Genomic DNA, 20083 nt, shown 5'->3' with positions numbered 1-20083 from the left:
CGAACGGCGCTTACACCACCGGAATATCCAGCGACGCCGACATGAACTGACTGATCCGCGACCGCAGCCACTTCTCCGCCGGATCGTTGTCGTGCACCCCGCTCCACGCCATCGACAGTTGCGCCGCATCAATCGGAAACGGTGGATCTTCAGCTCGCAACGCACAGCCTTCGACCAACGCGCACGCGGCGTAATCCGGCACTGTAGCGATCATCTCGGTGCCCGCCAGCAGCGCGCGCAAACCGCTGAATTGCGGCACGCCAAGAACCACGCGGCGACTGCGGCCAACCTTGGCCAGATCCACGTCGATATTGCCGCTCAAGTCACCCGAAAACGACACCATCGCATGAGGCCGCTCGCAGTATTCGTCGAGAGTCAGCGGACCCGGACGGTTATCGCCACGCAGAACCTTGCAGGGAATGTCGCGCAGTTTCTTGCGCTTGGCGTTGGCCGGCAGATCGGTGGTGTAACTCACACCGACGGAAATTTCCCCCGACGCCAACAAGGTCGGCATCAGCAGGTAGTTGGCGCGGCGCACCACGACCACGATCCCCGGCGCTTCTTCCTGCAACTGGCGCAATAGCGGTGGAAACAGACCGAACTCGGCGTCATCCGACAGGCCGATGCGGAATACGTCGCAACTGGTGGCCGGATCGAACTCCTTGGCCCGGCTGACCGCGCCGGAAATCACGTCCATCGCCGGTTGCAGTTCCCGAAGAATCGCCAGCGCCCGCGCCGTCGGCTCCATGCCGCGACCGTTGCGCAGCAACAGCGGATCGTCGAACAGATCGCGCAAACGGCCCAACGCCGCGCTCACCGCCGGTTGGCCCATGAACAGTTTTTCGGCGACGCGGGTCAGGTTCTTTTCGAACATCAGCGCTTCGAAAATCACCAGCAGGTTCATGTCGACGCGGCGCAGATCGTTTCGGTTCATGGGCGTGTTTTCCTTATTGGCCAGGCGCAAGTGCTGCGCACTTTACTTGATCGACGGTCATTCGAAACCGGCTTCGGTGGCGGAATTAACAACGTTTAACTCGTCAGTCTTCGCCCCTCGCCAAACAATGAATCCCTCTGCGCAGCGTTGTTTTATTGACCTGAGGGAAAGCGCTGACCGTGCGTTCCCCACCGACACGGACCTTGGCCATGGCTCACTTACAGCAAACCGTCGCCCGCGCCCCTGCCAGCGAACCCCGCAAGACCAGCACCGGCGGCCTCAGCCCGCAGCGCGAGCGGTTGGTGAAACAGCTGATCCTCGAACGCCTCGGCGACAGCCTTGAAGTCACCGAACTGGCCAGCGCCTGCTCACTCTCGCGCAGTCACTTTTCCCGGGCGTTCAAGTGCAGCACCGGGTACTCGCCGCAAGACTGGATCCGCACCCAGCGCATCGCCCGAGCGAAGCTGTTGATCCAGCACACCAACCACAGCCTCACGCAGATCAGCCTCGAATGCGGTTTCTGCGATCAGGCGCACTTCTGCCACATCTTCACCCGCAGCGAAGGGATCAATCCGTTTGCGTGGCGTTGTCAGGTCATGAAAAACCGCTGAGGCGGTTTCATTCCCGCGCCATCCGCTTAGCCAGTCGCGCCACCCGCTCGCCCAGGTGCGCGGCGGTTTGTTGGTCTTCCAAAGGAGGTACCTGTTCGGGCGGCTGTTCGACACAGGATTGGGACATGGCGCCGAGGGAACTGCCGAGGCGATTCAACTGGCCGTCGAACACACCTTCGCACGCACGGGCTGGCAGCAGATCAAGCCCGACCCAGATCATCGAGTGCTGAGCCGCGAACACCGCCATTTGCAGCAGGGTATTGAGCTTGTCGCCGCACAGGCTGCCGGAGTTGGTGAAGCCCGCTGCCAGTTTGTCGCGCCATGGCCGGGCGAGGTAGAACGAGGCCGTGGCCTCCATGAATTGCTTGAACGCGGCCGAGGCGCTGCCCATGTAGGTCGGCGCGCCGAAGATGATGGCGTCGGCGCGGTGCAGGTCATCCCAGTGGGCTTCCACGTCTTCCACCGCCAGCAGCAGGCAAGTGCTGCCCAAATGGCGTTCCACACCTTGGGCCACTGCCTGCGCAATGACGCGGGTGTGCCCGTAGCCACTGTGATAGACCACCACTACCTTGCTCATCGCAGCGTCCTCCGGACGTATGCATTCCATTGCCCCGCAGTTTTGGCTCTGACGCGGGCGCGGACGAGTTAATCGTTGTTAATTTTTCCCGGCAGTCGGGTGAGCCGGCACAGGTTCCGGCCTTTAAATACAGTGGTGACGGCACTGGATGCCGGGGCGCGTGCATTGCGCACACGTTGCACTGGCGACAAATCCTGAGGAATATGCCCGGATACTGCGGATTAGACGGCTTGCGTGACCCTCGAGTCGCTCCCCGCCCTGCCCGTCACGGATTCTTCACCCCGATGGATCAGGATCATAAAAAACGTCGAAGGAGTGAGCGGTTGAGTCTTTCCCCGAATCAGGCCATCGGTTTCGGCCCCTATCGGATCCATCCCGGCCAGCGGCTGGTGCTTGAAGGCGACCAGCCTTTGCGCCTGGGCCGCCGCGCCATGGACATTCTGCTGATCCTGCTGGCCCACGCCGGCGAGGTGGTGAGCAAGCAGCAGCTGATCGCCGGGGTCTGGCCGGACAGTGTGGTGGAAGACATCAATCTGCGGGTGCACATGGCCGCGCTGCGCAAGGCGCTCGGCGACGGTCAGGCCGGGCAGCGTTACATCGTCACGGTGGCGCAGCGCGGTTACAGTTTCGTCGCGCCGGTCGTGCTGCAATCCATCGAACAACGCCCCGCCGCCGCCACTATTGGCCGGCATAACCTGCCATTGCGCCGCACGCGGATGATCGGGCGCCAGTCGGTGGTCGACAGCCTGATGACGCAGCTGCCGCGCCAGCGCTGCATCACCCTGGTCGGCCCCGGCGGCATCGGCAAGACCACCGTGGCCCTGCGCGTCGCCGAACAGTTGATTGGCCGTTATCGCGACGGGATTCGTCTGCTGGATCTGGCGCCACTCAACGATCCGGGCTCGATCTGCTCGCACCTCGCCGCCCTGCTGGACCTTTCGCTGCATGACAGTGAACCGATGGCCTGCCTGATCAACAGCCTGCGCGAGCGGCAGATGCTGCTGGTGATCGATAACTGCGAGCACTTGATCGACTCCGTGGCGTTGCTCAGCGAAAGCATTCTGCGTGGCGCGCCGCAAGTGCATATTCTGGCCACCAGCCGCGAAAGCCTGCGCGCCGAGGGCGAGTATGTGCAGCGGCTGGAATCTCTCGACTGTCCACCACCGATTGCAGTGCTCGACCGCGATCAGGCGATGGGATTTTCTGCGCTGCAACTGTTCGTCGAACGGGCAATGGCGGCCCACGAACACTTTGAGCCGGACAACGCTGATCTGCCCCTAATCATCGACATCTGTCGACGGCTCGATGGCATCCCACTGGCGCTTGAACTGGCCGCCGCGCAGGTGGCGGGCCTCGGGCTGGACGGTTTGCTGAGTCAGCTTCAGGGGCGTCTGCCGGCGGGCAATCAGACTCGCCTCGGTCGGCATGAAACCCTGCGCGCTACGCTGGACTGGAGCTTCAACCTGCTCAATGGCTGCGAGCAGACCGGCCTGCGCCGACTGGGTGTGTTCCGTGGCGCGTTCACCCTGGAATCGGCGGCGGCGGTTATCGTCGGTCAGCACATCGAGTCGAACGAAGTGTTTGCCTCGATCACGCAACTGGTCGCCAAGTCATTGCTCAACGTCGAGGTCGGCGATGAAGAGGTGTTCTATCGCCTGCTCGACACGACTCGCCGTTATGCATTGGAAAAACTCGACCAGGCCGCCGAACTCGGCGAAACCCGCGAACGCCATGCCGAACGCAGCCTGGCGCTGATGCATCAGGCCCAGGCCGATTGGGAGAACACGGCGACTGAAGTCTGGATCGAGCGTTACGCCCGTGGCCTCGAAGACCTGCGCGCGGCGCTCGACTGGACGCTGAATGACCAAGGCTCGCGCGCTCTCGGCGTGCGCCTGACGGCGACCTCGGCGCCGTTGTGGCAGGAGTTGTCCCTGCTCAAGGAGTACGGCGTGCATGTGCGCCGGGCACTCGCGTTGCTGGCGTCTTCCGAGGAGCCCTGCCCACGACTGGAAATCGCCCTGAAACTGGCCCTCGGCAGCGCCTGCTACCACACCTGGGGCGGCACCCCGGAAACCATCGAAGCCTTCGTCAGCGCCCGTCTGCTGGCGCAACGGCACGACGACATGGCCGGCCAGTTGCGCGCGGTGTCGGGGCACATGGCGGTCAATCTCAGTTGCGGGCATTACCAGATGGCGCTCGAGCAGAGCGAGCAATTCGAAAGCCTCGGTGTGCACGGCGATGCGCAGTTGTCCCTGAGTACCCATCGCTTGCGGGTGCTCGCGCTGCATTACGCCGGCGATCAGCATCAGGCACGAATCCACGCCGAACAGGTCATTCAGCGCATGGCCCACAGCGGCCATCTCAACCGCTTCACTCACGGTTTCGGCGTGCAATACGATCAGAGCGTCGCCTCGCTGACCGTTCTCGCCCGAGTGCTGTGGTTGCAAGGCTTTCCCGAGCAGGCCTGGCGCACGGCGCGGCAGGCGCTGGACATCGCGGTGCAGATCAACCACGGCACCTCGATCTGCTACACCCTGGCACTCGCCTCGTGCCTGATCGCCCATTACAACGGCGACGTACAAAACGCCCGCGCGCTGCTGCAACTGTTGCTCGAACAGGCGCAGAAGCATTCGGTGTTGCTGTTCTACACGTGGGCGCGGCACTACGCGCAAGTGATCGACGCCGACAAGGCCCCCGCCATCCCGCCTGCCGACAGCGGTCTGGTCAGGGAAATCATGGTCACGCTGGATCCGGGTTTCGTCGATGACGCTTTGCTCGAACGCGCGCAAAGCGGCGCGGCCGGCTGGAGTACTGCGGAGATCTTGCGGGCTCGCGCCGAGCGGTTGCTGGCGGCTGAATCGCCCTGCCATCACACGGTCGAAAGCGCCTTGCAGCAATCGCTCGAGATTGCGCGGACACAAGGCGCCCTGGCTTGGGAACTGCGCAGCGCGACATCGCTGGCGCAGTTGTGGCAGCGCCAGTCGCGCTACCGTGAGGCGCTAGAATTGCTGACTCCGATCTACCAGCGCTTCACCGAAGGCTATGCCACCCCGGATTTGCGCAAGGTGCGCTTATTGCTCGACGAACTGCGCGGTCAGTCGGCTGCTTGAGGCTGGCCGGGTGCGGCCCAGGTAACGCGCGTGCCGACGCTCGACATCACTCAGTTCGCCGCCCTGCTCCAGCTGTTCACGGGCATAGCGGCGCGTGGTGTTGAGCATTCGATAGCGCAGTGTTCCGCTGGATCTATCTGTGGTCAGCAACGACCTGGCCGCCAGCTGTTCGACCACGGCCACCAGCGTCGAGGGTGGTAGTTGTGCGCAACTGATCACGCCGATGGCTGCATCCAGGGTGAATGCCATCTTGAACACCGACAAGCGTTGCAGCACGCGTTGTTCCTGCTCGCTCAAGCGCTGATAGCTCCAGTCCAGCGCAGCCTTCATCGACTGATGGCGTGGCACGGCGGTACGGCGACCGTGACTCAGGACTTGCAGGCCTTGATCCAGTTGCGTCTGAAGGCCGACCAGCGCCAGCGCATCGATCTGCGCCGCCGCCAGTTCGATCGCCAATGGCAGACCGTCGAGCCGCCGACAGATATCGCGCACCGTTTCCAGATCCTGCTCACGCAGACTGAAGCCGTGTTGACGCGCACGGGCACGACTGACAAACAGCTGCACCGCCGAATAGCCCATGACCTCGGCGACACTGTTGAGGGCCGAGGCTTTGGGAAGGGTCAGGGGTGGCAGCGGCTGGAGAACTTCCAGACTTAGACGCAACGGTTCGCGGCTGGTGGCAAGGATTGATAGGCGGGGCGCGGCGTCGAGCAGTGTTTGCAGCAGGCTCCGGCAGGCCTCGTGCAGGTGTTCGCAGTTGTCCAACACCAGCAAGGCGTGGCGCGCGGCCAGCGTGGGGAAGTCGATGTCGAGGGTTTTCAGCAGGTGATCGAGGAGCGAAGTGTCTTCGTCGATCAGCGACAGATCCACCTGCCACACGCCGTCGCGAAAATGTTGCAGCAGCAGTTCTGCTGCGCGCAGTGCCACGGTGCTCTTGCCGACGCCGGCAGGTCCCGTCACCGTCAGGAGCCGGGACAACGGCAGTTGCCGCACCAGACCGCCGACCAGCGAATCGCGTCCGGTGACCGGCGTCAGTCGTGCGGGCAAGTTGTGTTGGGGTGCTTGCAGGCTTTCGAACACCACTTGGGCGACGCTGTCGCCCTGCACCGGCGCCACGAAGCTGTACCCGCATTGCGGCACATTGACGATGTAGCGCTGACCGTTCTCGCCGTCGCCGAGAGCCCGGCGCAACGCGGCGATATGCACCCGCAGGTTGATCTCCTCGACCACCGAGGTCGGCCACACCAGCGCAATCAATTGTTCTTTACTGACCACCCGCCCGGCGCGCTCGACCAGCACTTGCAGAATGTCCAGCGCACGACCGCCCATACGCAACTGCCGATCCCCTTCGAGGATCAGCCGCTGGCGCAAATGGAACGCGTACGGCCCGAAACGCAGGACCGACGCCGAGTTCAATTCGTTGAGGCTGTTCATGTCCGTTATCTTCGCAGGCCTCGATGACGGTACAACCACCACGCGGGGTCCAGCACGGACATCCGGATGCCCGTAACGGACAGAACCGCTCTAGCTGAACTGTTCGCGATATTGCGTCGGGGTCAGCCCGAGCTTTTCGCCGAACAGAAAACGCATGTGCCGCACGCTGCCGAAACCGCTTTTGTAGGCCACGGTTTTCAGCGGCAGATCGGTGGTTTCCAGCAAATTGCGCGCGCAATCGATGCGCGCACTTTGCAGGAATTCCATCGGCGTCATGTTGACCTCGCGAGCGAACACACGGGCGAAGTGCCGTGCACTCATGTTCGCAAGACCTGCCATGCGTTCGACGGTGAAGGCTTCCTCCAGATGCTCCAGCACATGGTTCTGCACCCGGGTGATCGGGGTTTCCTGGGGCGCCACTGCCGCCATCAACGGGCTGAACTGCGCTTGGCCGCCCTGACGTTTCATCACCACCAACAGCACCTTGGCCACGTCCTGGGCAATCTTTTTGCCATGATCGCGAGCGACCACCGCCAACGCCATATCGATTCCGGCCGTGACGCCTCCGGAAGTGATCAGGTTGCGATCCTCGACAAAAATCTGGTCGGTGGCGACGTTTGCCTTTGGAAAGCCCTTGATCAGGCGTTCGGTGTAATTCCAATGGGTGGTCACACGATAGCCGTCGAGCAAACCGGCATGACCCAGCACGAACGCGCCGGTACAGATCGACCCATATTGCCCGGCACGCGTCACCGCGCCTTGCAGCCAGGCGAGCAACGGCGGGTGTTTTTCGTTGTAGGCGCCAGGGCCGCCCGGCACCAGCAACAAGTCGTAGCGCTCATCGGCTTCGTCGATATGCCGATCGGTGTGCACGAGGACGCCGTTGGACGCACGCAATGGCCCGCGCTCGGTGCCCAGGGTGGTCAGGTGATAGTGGGCTTGCGGTTTCAGGTAGCGGTTGGCAACCGAAAAGACCTCCATCGGCCCGGCCATGTCGAGCAGCAGAAAATCGGGAAACAGCACCATTGCCACGGTTTTCATGGAGGTATCACCAAAATCTATGTGGAATCATAAGTGTGCGCATTATGGCCAGATACGGTGGAACCGTTGGAAAAGAATGCGTGATCCAGCGCTCACAACTGTCAACCAAGACAGGACAGTATTTCAATTTTCATCTACTTATTGCATCACAGGGTAACCAGTAACCTTCTCCTCACTCGGACGAATCAACGTCCTGAAAGGAGATTTCATCATGCTGACCCTTCGTAAAGCTTCCGACCGTGGTCTGGCCAATCATGGCTGGTTGAAGTCGTTCCACACCTTTTCCTTCGCCAGCTACCGTGACCCGCGTGAACAGGGTTTCTCTGACCTGCTGGTGATCAACGATGACCGCGTCGCCGCCGGCAAAGGCTTCGGCCAGCACCCGCACCGTGACATGGAGATTTTCTCCTATGTGCTCGAAGGTGCGCTGGAACACAAAGACACCCTCGGCACCGGTTCGGTGATCCGCCCTGGCGATGTGCAACTGATGAGCGCCGGCAGCGGCGTGGCCCACAGCGAGTTCAACCACTCGGCGACCAAGCCTGTGCACTTCCTGCAAATCTGGATCGTGCCGGACGTCAGCGGCGCGAAACCGCGTTACCAGCAAGAGCACTTCAGCGAACAGAAGAAACGCGGTCGCCTGCAACTGATCATTTCGCCCGAAGGCACTCACGGCTCGCTGAAAGTGCGCCAGGATGCACGGGTGTATGCCGGGCTGTTCGATGGCGAGGAAAGCGCCACCCTCAAGCTGCCTGCCAACCGCTATGCCTATGTGCACGTTGCTCGCGGCAGCGTTGAACTGAACGGCGTGCAATTGAAGGAAGGCGACGGCGTACGGGTTCGTGAGGAACAGGCGCTAACCCTGAGCAATGGCCTGGATGCCGAAGTTCTGGTGTTTGATCTGCGCCCGCAGGAACTGCCGGAAATGCCATGAGTCCGTGGTTTTCATCGCTCGAAAAAAACGGCCTTCGTTGAAGGCCGTTTTTCATTCTGCAGGCAAGGTCATCAGTACTGCCGGCGCAGGGTTTCCAGCCTCTTTCACCGACTGAACCATGGCCAGGGTTGTCTGCATCGTGACGAGCACGTTTGCCTGATTGGCGTAGTAGGAACCGACGAGAATGGCAACCATCCCCAGAAAATGTACGGCGGTCGCGGCCCAGTAATTCGCCTTGTTCGTCGAGACCATTCTCATTGCCTCGTCTATACGCTCCAGGGATCGATCCATACGAGCCGTCATCAACGCATAACGTTTGTCGCGCTCCTGATGAACCTTTTCCTGCGCCAGACGAATTCTTTGCTCAGTCTTCTCTCGCTCCAGCCAGGCTTTTTCATTGGCCTTTTCCCTTGCCAGCCGAATCCTTTCTTGCTCCTGGCGAAGGTCCTCCAGATACCGCTCCCGAGCCAGGCGGACTTCTTCCTGAGCCCTCTCTCGCTCCAGCCGAGCCTCTTTCCGAGCCTGCTCCTGTTCCAGTCGAACCTTTTCCTGAGACCGCTCTCGCTCCAGCCGAGCCTCTTCCTGAGAGCGCTCCCGCTCCAGCCGAGCCTCTTCCTGAGACCGCTCTCGTTCCAGTCGAACCTCTTCCTGAGAGCGCTCCCGTTCCAGTCGAGCAGTTTCCTGCGTTTGCTCCTGCTCCAACCGCACCTTGTCCCGCTCGGCCTGCTGGGTCAGAAAGCCATCGATCTTGGCGGACATGGACTCGATCCGTGCATCGATTCTTGTCTCGATGACCTCGATCCTGGCGCTGAATTCGTCTCGCGTTATGTAGTTCATAGACTCACTACTATCCGTTTGCCCGGCCATGTCGCTTGCTTGAAATTGGCTGAATTCCCTTGCAATCAATTCCACACCTCTGACGTTTATCAACACTTCCCTGGATTGATCCCTCGGAGCGTTTCACCTGCTCACTCCGGGTGTGAGAAACGATAGGGCCCGGCCAAAAAACTCACAAGCCAGCGGATTCTGGCGCTGTTGTAGGCAAGATCGTCAGCTGATGTAGCCGTCCTACACAGTCTCAATGGAGTACTCATTCTCCAGCACGAACGCTTCGACAATCTGCTCGATCACCGCCCTGACCCGCGCGGTATGGCGCAAATCCGCGTGGGTCACCAGCCACACTTCATAAGGCAACGGACGCGTGCGCTCCGGCCACAGCCTGACCAGACCGTCGCGCTCGCCCATGTAGACCGGGATTTCTCCTACACCCAGACCGGCGGCAATCGAGCGGCGTACCAACAGGCTGGAGCTCAGACCGGCGACGATCCGCCCGCGACTTATGGACTCGGTCACCAGGGTCAGGTCCTTGTTGCCTTGCAGATACGGTTGGTACACCACCAGATCATGGCCTTCGAACGCACTGCCCGGCGCGGGCACACCATGGCTGTCGACATAGGCCTGCGAGGCAAACAGCCCCACCGGCCAACGCGCGATGCGCCGGGCGATCAGGTCCGGGTTGTCCGGGCGGGTATTGCGCACGGCGATGTCCGCTTCGCGTTTGGCCAGGCTGAGGATCTGCGTGGAGGCATCTAGCTGCACGCGCACGTCGGGATGCTGTTGGTGCAACTGCGCAATGGCCGGGATCAGGAAATCGATGGCCAGCGAATCAGTGGTGCTGACCCGTACGCTACCGGTCAGGCGATCGTCCAGGCCCTGGATACGCCGCTCCAGCTCCAGCGCCGAATGCTCCATTTTTTCCACCGACTTGAGCGCCGCTTCGCCGACGGCCGTCAGCGCATAGCCCTCGGAGGTGCGCAGGAACAAGGTCGCGCCAAGCGACTTTTCCAGTGCCGTGATGCGTCGCCCGACCGTCGCCTGATCCACGCCCAGCACGCGCGCGGCGCCGCGCAATGTCGACTCGCGGCAGACCGCAAGAAATACCCGTGCATCATCCCAGTTCATACTGCTCCCATTGATGCATAAACGCATCACAACCACGCAAACTCGCTGCATTAACGCAGCAACGATAGCCGATATGCTGGGCGCCATAAACCTTTCCACAGGATTGCCGTCATGCCCACTTCAACTGCTTCGCCCGAGCGTCCGGAAACGAGTGTCTGGCTGGCGATCTTCGCCGGACTCTGCGCCAGCCTGGTCAGCATCGGTCTGGCGCGTTTCGCCTACACGCCGCTGATCCCTTCGCTGATTCAGGCGCAGTGGTTTTCCGCCCACGATGTGGTCTATCTCGGCGCGGCCAACCTTGTCGGTTACCTGATCGGCGCCCTCCTCGGCCGACCGCTGGCACGCCGGCTTACCCAGAGAAACGCCTTGCGACTGATGATGCTGGCGGTGACCGTGGCGTTTTTCGCCTGTGCGTACCCGGAGTCGGTGAGCTGGTATTTCGGCTGGCGCCTGCTGTCCGGCATCGCCGGCGGCGCAATCATGGTGCTGGTGGCCGCGACCGTGCTGCCGCACGTACCGGCCGCGCGTAAAGGCCTGGCCAGCGGGGCGATTTTCCTCGGCATCGGTCTGGGTATCGCTGGCTCGGGCACGATCGTCCCGCTGCTGCTGAATCTGGGCCTGCAAGCGACGTGGCTGGGATTGGGCGTATTGTCGCTGGCGCTGACGGCATTGAGCTGGTTCGGCTGGCCCTCAGAGCTGCCCCACGCAACCACCGCAACGGCTCAGATGGAACCGGTCGAGCCGACACCGCCTGCTGTTTATCTGCTGTTTGCCCAGTACGCGTTCATGGCCGCCGGGCTGGTGCCGGCCATGGTTTTCCTGGTGGATTACGTCGCCCGTGGACTGGGCGCCGGGGCGCACGTCGGCGCGCTGATCTGGGTCATGTACGGTCTGGGCGCAATCGTCGGCCCGGTGAGTTATGGCTTCCTCGCCGATCATCTCGGTGCGCGGTCCGGCATTCGTCTGGTGCTTGTGGTGCAGGCAATTACCCTTGGTCTGCTGGCCATTTCGCATTCGTTCCTGGCCTTGGCGCTGCTGGCGGTGATCCTCGGTTCGTTTCCACCGGGCATCGTCCCGCTGGCGTTGGCCCGGGTGCATGAGCTGGTGCCGGATCATCATCGCCAACAGGTGGCGTGGAGCCGGGCCACGGTGTCGTTCGCCACGTTTCAGGCGCTGGCCGGCTTCGCCTATTCTGCGCTGTTCAACGCCACGGGCGGACAGCATGTATTGCTCTTCGTGATTGCCGGCGGTGCCATCGTGATCGCGCTGATACTTGAGCACGCCATGAAACTGCTGCCCTCCTCCATCGAACAACGCTGCTGCGCCCAATGACGGGAATCATTGGGCCCTGACGGTGCTCCCATCTACTGATCACTTTTTCAAGAGGAATCGAAAATGACGTTGCCCACTGAAATGACCCGAATCGAAATCACCGAACCGGGCGGGCCCGAGGTTCTGCAATCCCGGCGCGTCCCGCTGCCGGTCGCCGCAAAAGGCGAAGTACTGATCCGCGTGCACGCCGCCGGCGTCAATCGCCCCGACGCCCTGCAACGTGCCGGCAAATACCCGATGAAGCCCGGCATGAACCCGATTCCGGGCCTTGAAGTATCTGGCGAGGTCGTGGCGATTGGCAGCGGTGTCGGCACATTCGCGGTCGGTGATCGGGTCTGCGCACTGACGAATGGCGGAGGTTACGCCGAATACTGCACGGTCCCGGCCGGCCAGGCCTTGCCGATCCCCGATGGGCTGGACTGGATTCAGGCTGCGGCCATTCCCGAAACCTTTTTCACGGTGTGGGCCAACCTGTTCGGTCTCGGCGGCGCCAGCCGAGGTCAGCGCGCCTTGATTCACGGCGGCACCAGCGGCATCGGCACCACCGCGTTGATGCTGTGCCGCGAGTTTGGCATCGAAGCCTTCGCCACCGCCGGCAGCGCCGACAAATGCGCAGCGATCCGCAATCTGGGCGGCGAAGCGATCAACTACCGGGAACAGGATTTCGCGGCTGTCATCGCCGAGAAGACCGCCGGCCAGGGCGTCAATGTGATCCTCGATATCATGGGTGGCTCGTACCTCAACGGGAACATCAGTGCCTTGGGAATGGATGGGCGGTTGGTGATGCTCGGGTTCCTCGGTGGCGCGCGGGCCAATGACATCGATCTGCTGGCGATCCTCGGCAAGCGTGCGGTGGTCACGGGTTCCCTGCTTCGCGCCCGCACCTCGGTGGAAAAAGCCGCCATCGCCGATCAATTGCGCGAACACGTCTGGCCGGTGCTCGCCGGCGGGCGTTGCCTGCCGATCATCGACAAGGTCTATCCGCTCGCCGACGCAGCCAAGGCCCATGCGCACATGGAAGCAGGCGACCACATCGGCAAGATCGTGCTGAAGATCGACTGAGTCGTTGCAGCATTTTGTAATCGTTGCAGGCGTGCGGTGGTCGAAAATGTCACGCGCGGGTCAAGGCATCTGGTAAAAAGCGTTCTTTGTCCGCGCCGTGGTGAAACGTTTAATGTTCCTTGCCTTCATGACCCGACTTCGACGCCGCCGTCTGGCGTTCGCCTGCATGGCCGCCCTGATCATCGGCGTGCCGGCGAGTTGTGCCGTGCTGGAACACACCGAACGCAAGCTGTTGTTCCGCATCGAACCGGGCACCGCCGGCTGGTATCACGGCTTGCCCGGCAGCGTGCAGGAACTCGACCTGCAACCGAAAAGCTTCAAGGCCGGGCAAAACATTCACGCCTGGTGGTGGCCGGCAGAGCGCGCCGATGCACCGGCCATCCTTTATCTGCATGGCGTGCGCTGGAACCTCACCGGGCAACTGTTCCGCATCGAGCAACTGCGCGCGGCAGGTTATTCGGTTCTGGCCATCGACTATCGCGGCTTCGGCCAGAGCCATGGCGACCTGCCGTCGGAAAGCACGGTGTACGAAGATGCGCGGGTGGCCTGGGAACGCTTCCAGCTGTTGCAACCGGACCCGAACAAACGCCTGATCTACGGGCATTCACTGGGGGGCGCGGTCGCCATCGATCTGGCTGCCGAACTCGGCCGCGATGCCGTCAGCCGTCACACGCCGCTGCCGGTGCGCGGGTTGGTTATCGAATCCACGTTCACGTCACTGGCGGATGTGGCGGCTGCCGTGGCCAACACCTCCCTTCCAGTCCGTTGGTTGCTGTCGCAGAAATTCGATTCCATCGACAAGATCGCCGAGATCCACATGCCATTGCTGGTGGTGCACGGCCTGGCCGACGCATTCGTGCCGTCACGCTTCAGCGAGCAACTTTTCGCCGCCGCCCGACAACCGAAACGCCTGCTGCTGGTGCCCGGCGCAACGCACAACAACAGCATGGCGCTGGGCGGACAGAACTATCGCAAAGCGATCGATGCGCTGATGCAGACCCGACCTGCCGCCCGAGTGGCCGGCGCTGCAGTGCAGAAAAACCCGCGCGACTCCTGACGCCCCTTCTCGCAGACCATCGGTCACCTCGAAAGGAAATTCTTGCAGCATCGGCTGGCAATCCGGCGTTCTAACGCTTTGCTGGATGGAGTCAATCCATGCTGCTTCGGCACACCCGGCCGCGCAGCGTTCCACTGCCTATTCGGGAGCACCCCCATGAAAATCAACCCGTACCTGATCTTCAACGGCGACTGCCGCGCAGCCTTCACGTTTTACGAGCAATGCCTGCAAGGCAAGCTCGAAGCGATGATGACCTTCGGCGAAACCCCGGCCGCCGAACATGTACCGAAAGAGCACCACAACCTGATCATCCACACCTGCCTGAAAGTCGGCGATCAAATGCTTATGGCTTCGGACACCACCCCTGACCGCCCAACCCAAGGCATGAGCGGTTGCTCGATTTCCCTGAATGTCGACAGCATTGCCGAGGCCGAACGGGTGTTTAACGCCCTGGCCAGTGACGGTCGTGTCGACATGCCATTGGAAGCCACCTTCTGGGCCGCGCGCTTCGGCATGCTGGTGGATCGTTTTGGCGTGTCGTGGATGGTCAATTGCGAAAGTGACAAGTGACGCTGTCATTGCACCGGACATGAAAAAGCCCGATCTCTTCAGATCGGGCTTTTTCATTCAACGCTGGGCCAACTCGTGCCGGACGCACTGTTCGTAGTAGGTCTGCTTGACGGCCGCCGGCTTGAGCCGCGACGCGCTGTCATAGGTCTGTTCGGTGATGCCCATGGCGGTCATGCGCATCCACGGTTGCTGGAACTTGCGCGCCTGCAAGCGCTTGCGGGCGCCATACAGGGAAATCCCTGACAGCTTCGACTGTTGCGCGCCGGCGGCGATGTCCGAACCCCAGGTACACGCAAAACGATGGCTCTTGCTCAGTTCCCTGGCCTGGGCCTCCAACGCGAACAGAGCGAGGGAAAGCGTTGCTACGGTGATGACAATCGTCCGCATATAGCCCACCTAACCTTTTGAAAAAAGGCGAGTTTGCCGGGACTCAAGACTTTCGGGGGCCAGCAATTTGCCGCCTATTGCTCCCGGGCGCGTACCTCAACCCTTAACCGTTCTGCACCTTCTTCCTCGCACTGGATCGTGATCGGTACAAAACGTTCGATCACCGAAATGTTGCTGTGCAAATGCTCGGTCATCCTGGGCGTGGTAAACGATCCGCCTCCGGCCAGCACCATCGGCAACAGCAACTGGTCGGCCAGATGCTCTGCCACCGCTGCACCGCTTTGCAACCAATCGGCGGCCTGATTGATCGCGGCGTCCGCCATTTTCTCCGAACGCAGTGAGGCCTGACCGAAAGCGCTGAAAACCTCCGTGACGTGTTCAAACGCATACTCCAGCAGCAACACGTTGCCCGGGCCACAGGCCGGATCAAGGATGACGGCGTTCAATTCCGTTGACGCCATGTTCAATCGACGCACCACCCGGTCAAGCTCGCGTATGCCGACGTTCGGTGCCAACCCGGCCGTCAGCGCAAACGCCTGTTGCGAGAGCGGCAAGCCGCGCTCACACAGGTGCAGTGCTGACAGTTTCGATGGTTGCACCCTGACGTCGATTTCACCGCCACCCGCCGGTACGAACCCGTGGCGCAGCAACGTCAGTTCAACCTCTGCGCCCATGCGTCGCAGCAACGGTAGCCAGCTGCGGCTGAGAAAATCGCTCGGTGGCGCCAGCGGATTATGCGTGCCGCCACTGATCCGCACCCGACTGGCTTGCGGCGCCAGCAACAAGGCAGGTAGCACGGTCTGCAACACCAGCGTGCAACTGCCGGCGGTGCCAATGGCAAAGCGATAATCGCCGCCGCGAATCGGCCCTGGCTCGAAGATCAACGTCTGCGAGCCCAGTTCAGCCCCCTGGATCTTTGCACCGCAGACCTGCGCCGCCGCCATCACGGCGGTCAGGTGCTGGCGCAACAGGCCCGGACGACTGCGCCTGGCCCGAATCCGCTCAATGCGAAACGTCTGGCCCGTCACCATCGACAGGCTCAGCGCACTGCGCAACACCTGGCCACCGCCGATGGCGCCGTCCAGTTCAATAACGTCCTGTTTCATTTTCATCCTTATGCGTACAGACCAACGGTTTCCCGCAGGTATCGATCGAGCTGCCGCGAATCCTCCCGGGTTCTGGGCAATGTCGGGACCGCACGCTCGAGCTCCGCCTCGATGAACGCATGCAGCGCCGGACGACGAGGACCGTAGGCGCTCTCATCAGCATTGCGCTTGAGCGCAAGCAGTTCGTCGACCTCATCGAGCAATGCCCGGTCATCGACGGTGCTCAGCAGATCGCTGAACGTCATCGGTGGCCGACCGCGCCCCTGGTCGATCCAGCGCACCGCCAGCAGCGGCCGCAGGACGTAGAAATACTTCTTGAACCGCACGCTGTCGCCTTGCAGATAACCACGGAAGTTCTTCTTAGCCATCGACAGGTAATGATTGCGCGCGGCCGGCGGACTGTAGAACGCCTCGGCCAGTGCCCGCAGTTGCAAAACCGCTGCGCTCTCGCTGCGATAAACCAGCGGTGAGTCGAGCCATTCGAGCAAGGTCGGGTTGGATTTGCGCAACAGCCCGAGGGTCTTGCGCAGCTCCCAGCCACTGACATCCAACTCGTCATCCAGCGGCCGCTCGATCACATCACTTGGCGCATCGACCTGGACGAACCATTCCGGTTTCTCCACATAAACGAAGCGCACATCGTAATCACTGTCCGGCGAGGCAAAACCCCAGGCCCGGCTGCCCGATTCGCAGGCATACAGCACCGTGACATTGCGTTCGCGCTCTATGTGCGCCAGTTCTTCCAGCACACGGGCGCGCATGGCGCTGCACAGCGGGTGACGTTCTTCGAATTTCATATCCTTTAATCCTTGTTCCAGCGTGCCTTGCGACACGCGTTATCCCTTGACGCACACCACCTGACGCAGGGTGTGCAGCACTTCAACCAGCTCACGCTGGGCGTGCATGACTTTGTCGATGTCCTTGTAGGCCATCGGAATTTCATCGATCACCGCAGCGTCCTTGCGGCATTCAACGTGCGCGGTGGCGCGGATCTGATCTTCGACGGTGAAGGTGTTTTTGGCCTTGGTACGGCTCATTGTGCGACCGGCACCGTGGCTGCAGGAGCAAAACGACTCTTCGTTGCCCAGACCGCGCACGATGAAACTCTTGGCGCCCATCGAACCGGGGATGATCCCCAACTCGCCCTTCTTCGCTGACACCGCGCCTTTGCGGGTGACCAGAATGTCCTCACCGAAATGCCGCTCTTTCTGCACGTAGTTGTGGTGGCAGTTCACCGCTTCCAGCGCGACGTCGAATGGCTTGCGGATAATCTGCCGCGTGGCCTGAATCACCGCATGCATCATCAGCGCCCGGTTCTGTTTGGCGAAATCCTGGGCCCAGCCCACAGCCTCCACATAATCATCAAAGTGGCGGCTGCCTTCTTCGAAGTACGCCAGGTCACGATCCGGCAGGTTGGCGATGTGCTGACGCATATCCGCCTGGGCCATCTGGATGAACAGGTTGCCGATGGCGTTGCCGACACCGCGCGAGCCACTGTGCAACATGAACCAGACCCGGTTGGCCTCATCCAGGCACACTTCGATGAAGTGGTTACCGCTGCCCAGTGTTCCGAGATGCCCGCGGTTGTTGGTGTTGGCCAGTTTCGGGTACTTGTCGGTGATCGCTTTGAACCGTGGATTCAGCGCCGCCCAGGCCTGATCGGCCTGTTGCGGAATCTCGTCCCAGGCGCCTTTGTCACGGCGCGACCGGGTCGAACTGCGGCCATGAGGCACCGCTTGTTCGATGGCACTGCGCAGCCCGTGCAGGTTGTCCGGCAGATCGGCCGCAGTCAGCGAGGTTCGCGCGGCAATCATGCCGCAACCGATGTCCACCCCGACCGCTGCCGGGATGATCGCGCCGACCGTGGGGATCACGCTGCCGATAGTCGAGCCCTTGCCCAGATGGACGTCCGGCATGACCGCCAGATGCTTGAAGATGAAGGGCATCTTCGCCGTGTTCATCAACTGCTCGCGCGCTTCGTTTTCCACCGGGACGCCTTCGGTCCAGAGCTTGATCGGTTTGCCGTTGGCGACTTCCAGCAGTTGGTAAGTGTGTTCTTTCATCATCTCGATTCTTCAGGTAGTTCCACCGGCATTCGCCGGCAGATTCAAAAAAGGTGGCACGACAAAGGTTGATGACTGTTGCACGTTGCCGCGCACCGGGGTTAGCCGGCCTCAGATGTACAGCCATCGGCATTCGTGCCGTCACGCGCACTGACAAGGGTTTGGTGAGACGTCTTGGATGTAGTCCCACCGGCATTCAGTGCCCGTGACAAATCAATTCGTTGGGCGGCTCATCGCCTCATCCCATGCTTTCAATGGCTTCGACCCAGTGCTGCGGTCCATACCCGCCGGCAGTGAACTGCTCGATCACATCAAACACCGCGTCACTGAAACCGCCGACGTTCAAAATGTCGTCACGATCCGCCGCCGGCGTCGCCCACCCCGGTTGCAGGTCAATACATATCAGGCGTGCCTGGGGGTTGATCCGCTTTATCCGTTCCCATTGCAGCATCGTTTCGCTGGCGCCCTGGCGTCGCGCATCGATCCAGGATTCGTTGTCCGAAACCATGATCAGCGTATCGACCCTGGCCTTGCTGTCCGCCAGTTTCTTCAACGGCGCCGAGCAGCAGGTTCCGCCGCCGAAAATGCCCGCCAGCTTTTCGGCATTGCTGATCACACTGTCGCGCGGGTTGAGGGTGATATCCACCACCTTCCATTCGAACGGCATCACCCGCGCCGTCGGCTGTTTACGCAACACCGCCGCCGTAATCAACGCCGCCACATCGATGCAGCGCACCGCGGTGGTCGCGCCCTGACGGTAACCGGTCAGCGGGCTGCCCATCGAGCCGGAAACATCCGGGCAAACCACCACCGCACCCTGCAGCTTCGGCACATTGGTCAACGACAGCTCCAGCGCATCCTGCAAAGCCTCGCGAATCAGCGCCGGCACGTCATCGCCGACCATCCGGTACGCCGCCAGCAACTGGTACGGATACACCCGCGCCTTGGCGACAGCTTCGGGATCCGCCAACCGTGCAGCCACGTATTCAGTGCAACCCGGTACTTCAAAAGCACCGTGGCGCGCCAGTGTATTGAGGTTGATGCGCAGGCCCTGCCAGCCCATGTTTCGTGCCTGAGCCGCCCATTGTTCCTTGCTCAGTGTTTCGTTACCGAGCAATTGAAACGGCACTTCAGGCACTTGATCACTCGCACCGCTGCGAAAGGCCAGCAAATCGCGTGTCAGTGCGGGCAACGCCTGTGCATCCACCGGTTTACCGATCACCCAGGCAAAAAACGCTTCGCGCCACGCCTCGGACGGCTTTGGATGAACCATCTTCAGCACATCCGCCAGCGAAGGTTGATTGCCGATCGATGCCTGCAACAGCTGTCGCTCATTCGCGCTGTTCAGCCAGTTCTGCACCAGACGCTTGGGTTGGGAGCCGAGGGAGCGGCGACCGGTGGCGCCACTGCGCAGGATCTGCACGAAATTGCGCAGCATCTTGCCGCTGTCCACGACTTGCCCGAACACCTCCGGCACCAGAGCCGAACGCTGAGCCGCCAGCGCCGCCAGCAACAACGCCGGCATGTCTTTCATATGGCCCTTCTGGCGAGCGTAGAGAGCGGCATTCGCCACGAAGCGGCTGTCCAGCTCCGCCACCAGCTTCAACACTTGATCCAACTGACTTTGAGCCGTTGCGTAGAAGGTCGAATTCAGGCAACCGGTGACTGCCAACTGAGCCAATTGATGCTTGGGCGAGTAGGCATAAGCCGCGGCTCCGGAAGCATTCAAGGTGTCGCACGCCGGCAGGTTTTTCGATTGCGTATTGAAGAGGTTGAAGTTGGCCATCGTGGCGTCTCGCTGTGTTGTCCTGTTCGTTGTGACAGGTATTGCAGCCGCTGTGCCAGTTTTTGAAAACGTTCGCGAATTATTTTTATCTAGTTGATTTTAAAGGGTTTTATTTTA

18 protein-coding genes are annotated in these 20083 nt (G+C 61.5%); 7 read left to right on the top strand and 11 right to left on the bottom strand.

What is annotated here, in order from left to right:
• Window positions 1–10: 10 nt before the first annotated feature.
• Window positions 11–934, bottom strand: a complete 924-nt coding sequence (locus M5G18_RS11940) for a LysR family transcriptional regulator (protein ID WP_273899823.1) — start codon at window positions 932–934, stop codon at window positions 11–13.
• Window positions 935–1143: 209 nt separating this feature from the next.
• Here M5G18_RS11940 and M5G18_RS11935 point away from each other — a divergent pair, with 209 nt between their 5' ends.
• Complete coding sequence (locus M5G18_RS11935) at window positions 1144–1545, top strand: helix-turn-helix domain-containing protein (RefSeq protein WP_007956080.1); 402 nt, start codon at window positions 1144–1146, stop codon at window positions 1543–1545.
• 7 nt (window positions 1546–1552) lie between these two features.
• Here the strand turns inward: M5G18_RS11935 and M5G18_RS11930 are convergent, their stop codons facing one another.
• The gene (locus tag M5G18_RS11930; protein WP_273899825.1) at window positions 1553–2122 is read right to left on the bottom strand and encodes a flavodoxin family protein; all 570 of its coding nucleotides are present in this window, start codon (window positions 2120–2122) and stop codon (window positions 1553–1555) included.
• Window positions 2123–2445: 323 nt separating this feature from the next.
• Here M5G18_RS11930 and M5G18_RS11925 point away from each other — a divergent pair, with 323 nt between their 5' ends.
• Window positions 2446–5232, top strand: coding sequence for an ATP-binding protein (locus tag M5G18_RS11925; protein ID WP_273899826.1), 2787 nt, complete (start codon window positions 2446–2448; stop codon window positions 5230–5232).
• On the opposite strand, the gene M5G18_RS11920 is transcribed toward M5G18_RS11925, so the two are convergent.
• Together M5G18_RS11920 and M5G18_RS11915 are read right to left on the bottom strand one after the other, a co-directional pair.
• Window positions 5194–6666: an ATP-binding protein gene (locus tag M5G18_RS11920; protein WP_273899827.1), complete on the bottom strand. Its 1473-nt coding sequence runs from the start codon at window positions 6664–6666 to the stop codon at window positions 5194–5196. The genes M5G18_RS11925 and M5G18_RS11920 overlap by 39 nt on opposite strands.
• Before the next feature lie 90 nt (window positions 6667–6756).
• Window positions 6757–7707, bottom strand: a complete 951-nt coding sequence (locus M5G18_RS11915) for a GlxA family transcriptional regulator (protein WP_273899828.1) — start codon at window positions 7705–7707, stop codon at window positions 6757–6759.
• A gap of 211 nt (window positions 7708–7918) precedes the next feature.
• Here M5G18_RS11915 and M5G18_RS11910 point away from each other — a divergent pair, with 211 nt between their 5' ends.
• Complete coding sequence (locus M5G18_RS11910; protein WP_273899829.1) at window positions 7919–8641, top strand: pirin family protein; 723 nt, start codon at window positions 7919–7921, stop codon at window positions 8639–8641.
• A gap of 51 nt (window positions 8642–8692) precedes the next feature.
• On the opposite strand, the gene M5G18_RS11905 is transcribed toward M5G18_RS11910, so the two are convergent.
• Together M5G18_RS11905 and M5G18_RS11900 are read right to left on the bottom strand one after the other, a co-directional pair.
• Window positions 8693–9553: a hypothetical protein gene (locus tag M5G18_RS11905; protein WP_273899831.1), complete on the bottom strand. Its 861-nt coding sequence runs from the start codon at window positions 9551–9553 to the stop codon at window positions 8693–8695.
• A gap of 156 nt (window positions 9554–9709) precedes the next feature.
• Complete coding sequence (locus M5G18_RS11900) at window positions 9710–10603, bottom strand: LysR family transcriptional regulator (protein ID WP_273899832.1); 894 nt, start codon at window positions 10601–10603, stop codon at window positions 9710–9712.
• Window positions 10604–10714: 111 nt separating this feature from the next.
• On the opposite strand from M5G18_RS11900, the gene M5G18_RS11895 reads away from it, so the two are divergent.
• From M5G18_RS11895 to M5G18_RS11880, 4 genes are all read left to right on the top strand, one after another.
• Complete coding sequence (locus M5G18_RS11895; RefSeq protein WP_273899833.1) at window positions 10715–11935, top strand: YbfB/YjiJ family MFS transporter; 1221 nt, start codon at window positions 10715–10717, stop codon at window positions 11933–11935.
• Between the two features lie 63 nt (window positions 11936–11998).
• Window positions 11999–12997, top strand: a complete 999-nt coding sequence (locus M5G18_RS11890; RefSeq protein WP_273899834.1) for an NAD(P)H-quinone oxidoreductase — start codon at window positions 11999–12001, stop codon at window positions 12995–12997.
• Between the two features lie 112 nt (window positions 12998–13109).
• Window positions 13110–14054 carry an alpha/beta hydrolase gene (locus tag M5G18_RS11885; protein WP_273899835.1) on the top strand — a complete coding sequence of 315 codons (945 nt, stop codon included), beginning with the start codon at window positions 13110–13112 and terminating at the stop codon, window positions 14052–14054.
• Window positions 14055–14210: 156 nt separating this feature from the next.
• The gene (locus tag M5G18_RS11880) at window positions 14211–14624 is read left to right on the top strand and encodes a VOC family protein (RefSeq protein ID WP_273899836.1); all 414 of its coding nucleotides are present in this window, start codon (window positions 14211–14213) and stop codon (window positions 14622–14624) included.
• A 57-nt stretch (window positions 14625–14681) separates the two neighbouring features.
• Here M5G18_RS11880 and M5G18_RS11875 read toward each other — a convergent pair whose 3' ends face one another.
• The 5 genes from M5G18_RS11875 to M5G18_RS11855 all read right to left on the bottom strand — a co-directional run bounded on the left by M5G18_RS11875 (window position 14682) and on the right by M5G18_RS11855 (window position 19966).
• Complete coding sequence (locus tag M5G18_RS11875) at window positions 14682–15011, bottom strand: hypothetical protein (RefSeq protein WP_007956060.1); 330 nt, start codon at window positions 15009–15011, stop codon at window positions 14682–14684.
• 74 nt (window positions 15012–15085) lie between these two features.
• Entirely contained in the window at window positions 15086–16117 is a 1032-nt protein-coding gene (gene rtcA / locus M5G18_RS11870) for an RNA 3'-terminal phosphate cyclase (protein ID WP_273899837.1), read from the bottom strand.
• An 8-nt stretch (window positions 16118–16125) separates the two neighbouring features.
• Window positions 16126–16914 carry a nucleotidyltransferase domain-containing protein gene (locus M5G18_RS11865; RefSeq protein WP_273899839.1) on the bottom strand — a complete coding sequence of 263 codons (789 nt, stop codon included), beginning with the start codon at window positions 16912–16914 and terminating at the stop codon, window positions 16126–16128.
• Between the two features lie 39 nt (window positions 16915–16953).
• Window positions 16954–18180: an RtcB family protein gene (locus tag M5G18_RS11860; RefSeq protein ID WP_273899841.1), complete on the bottom strand. Its 1227-nt coding sequence runs from the start codon at window positions 18178–18180 to the stop codon at window positions 16954–16956.
• A 238-nt stretch (window positions 18181–18418) separates the two neighbouring features.
• Entirely contained in the window at window positions 18419–19966 is a 1548-nt protein-coding gene (locus M5G18_RS11855; RefSeq protein WP_273899842.1) for an RNA-binding protein, read from the bottom strand.
• Between the last annotated feature and the right edge of the window lie 117 nt (window positions 19967–20083).

The sequence above is a fragment of the Pseudomonas aphyarum genome (genome assembly GCF_028657055.1).
Taxonomy (GTDB): Bacteria; Pseudomonadota; Gammaproteobacteria; order Pseudomonadales; family Pseudomonadaceae; genus Aquipseudomonas; species Aquipseudomonas aphyarum.
Note: the sequence above shows the minus strand (reverse complement) of the source record. Positions and strands in the feature narration are given on the sequence as shown.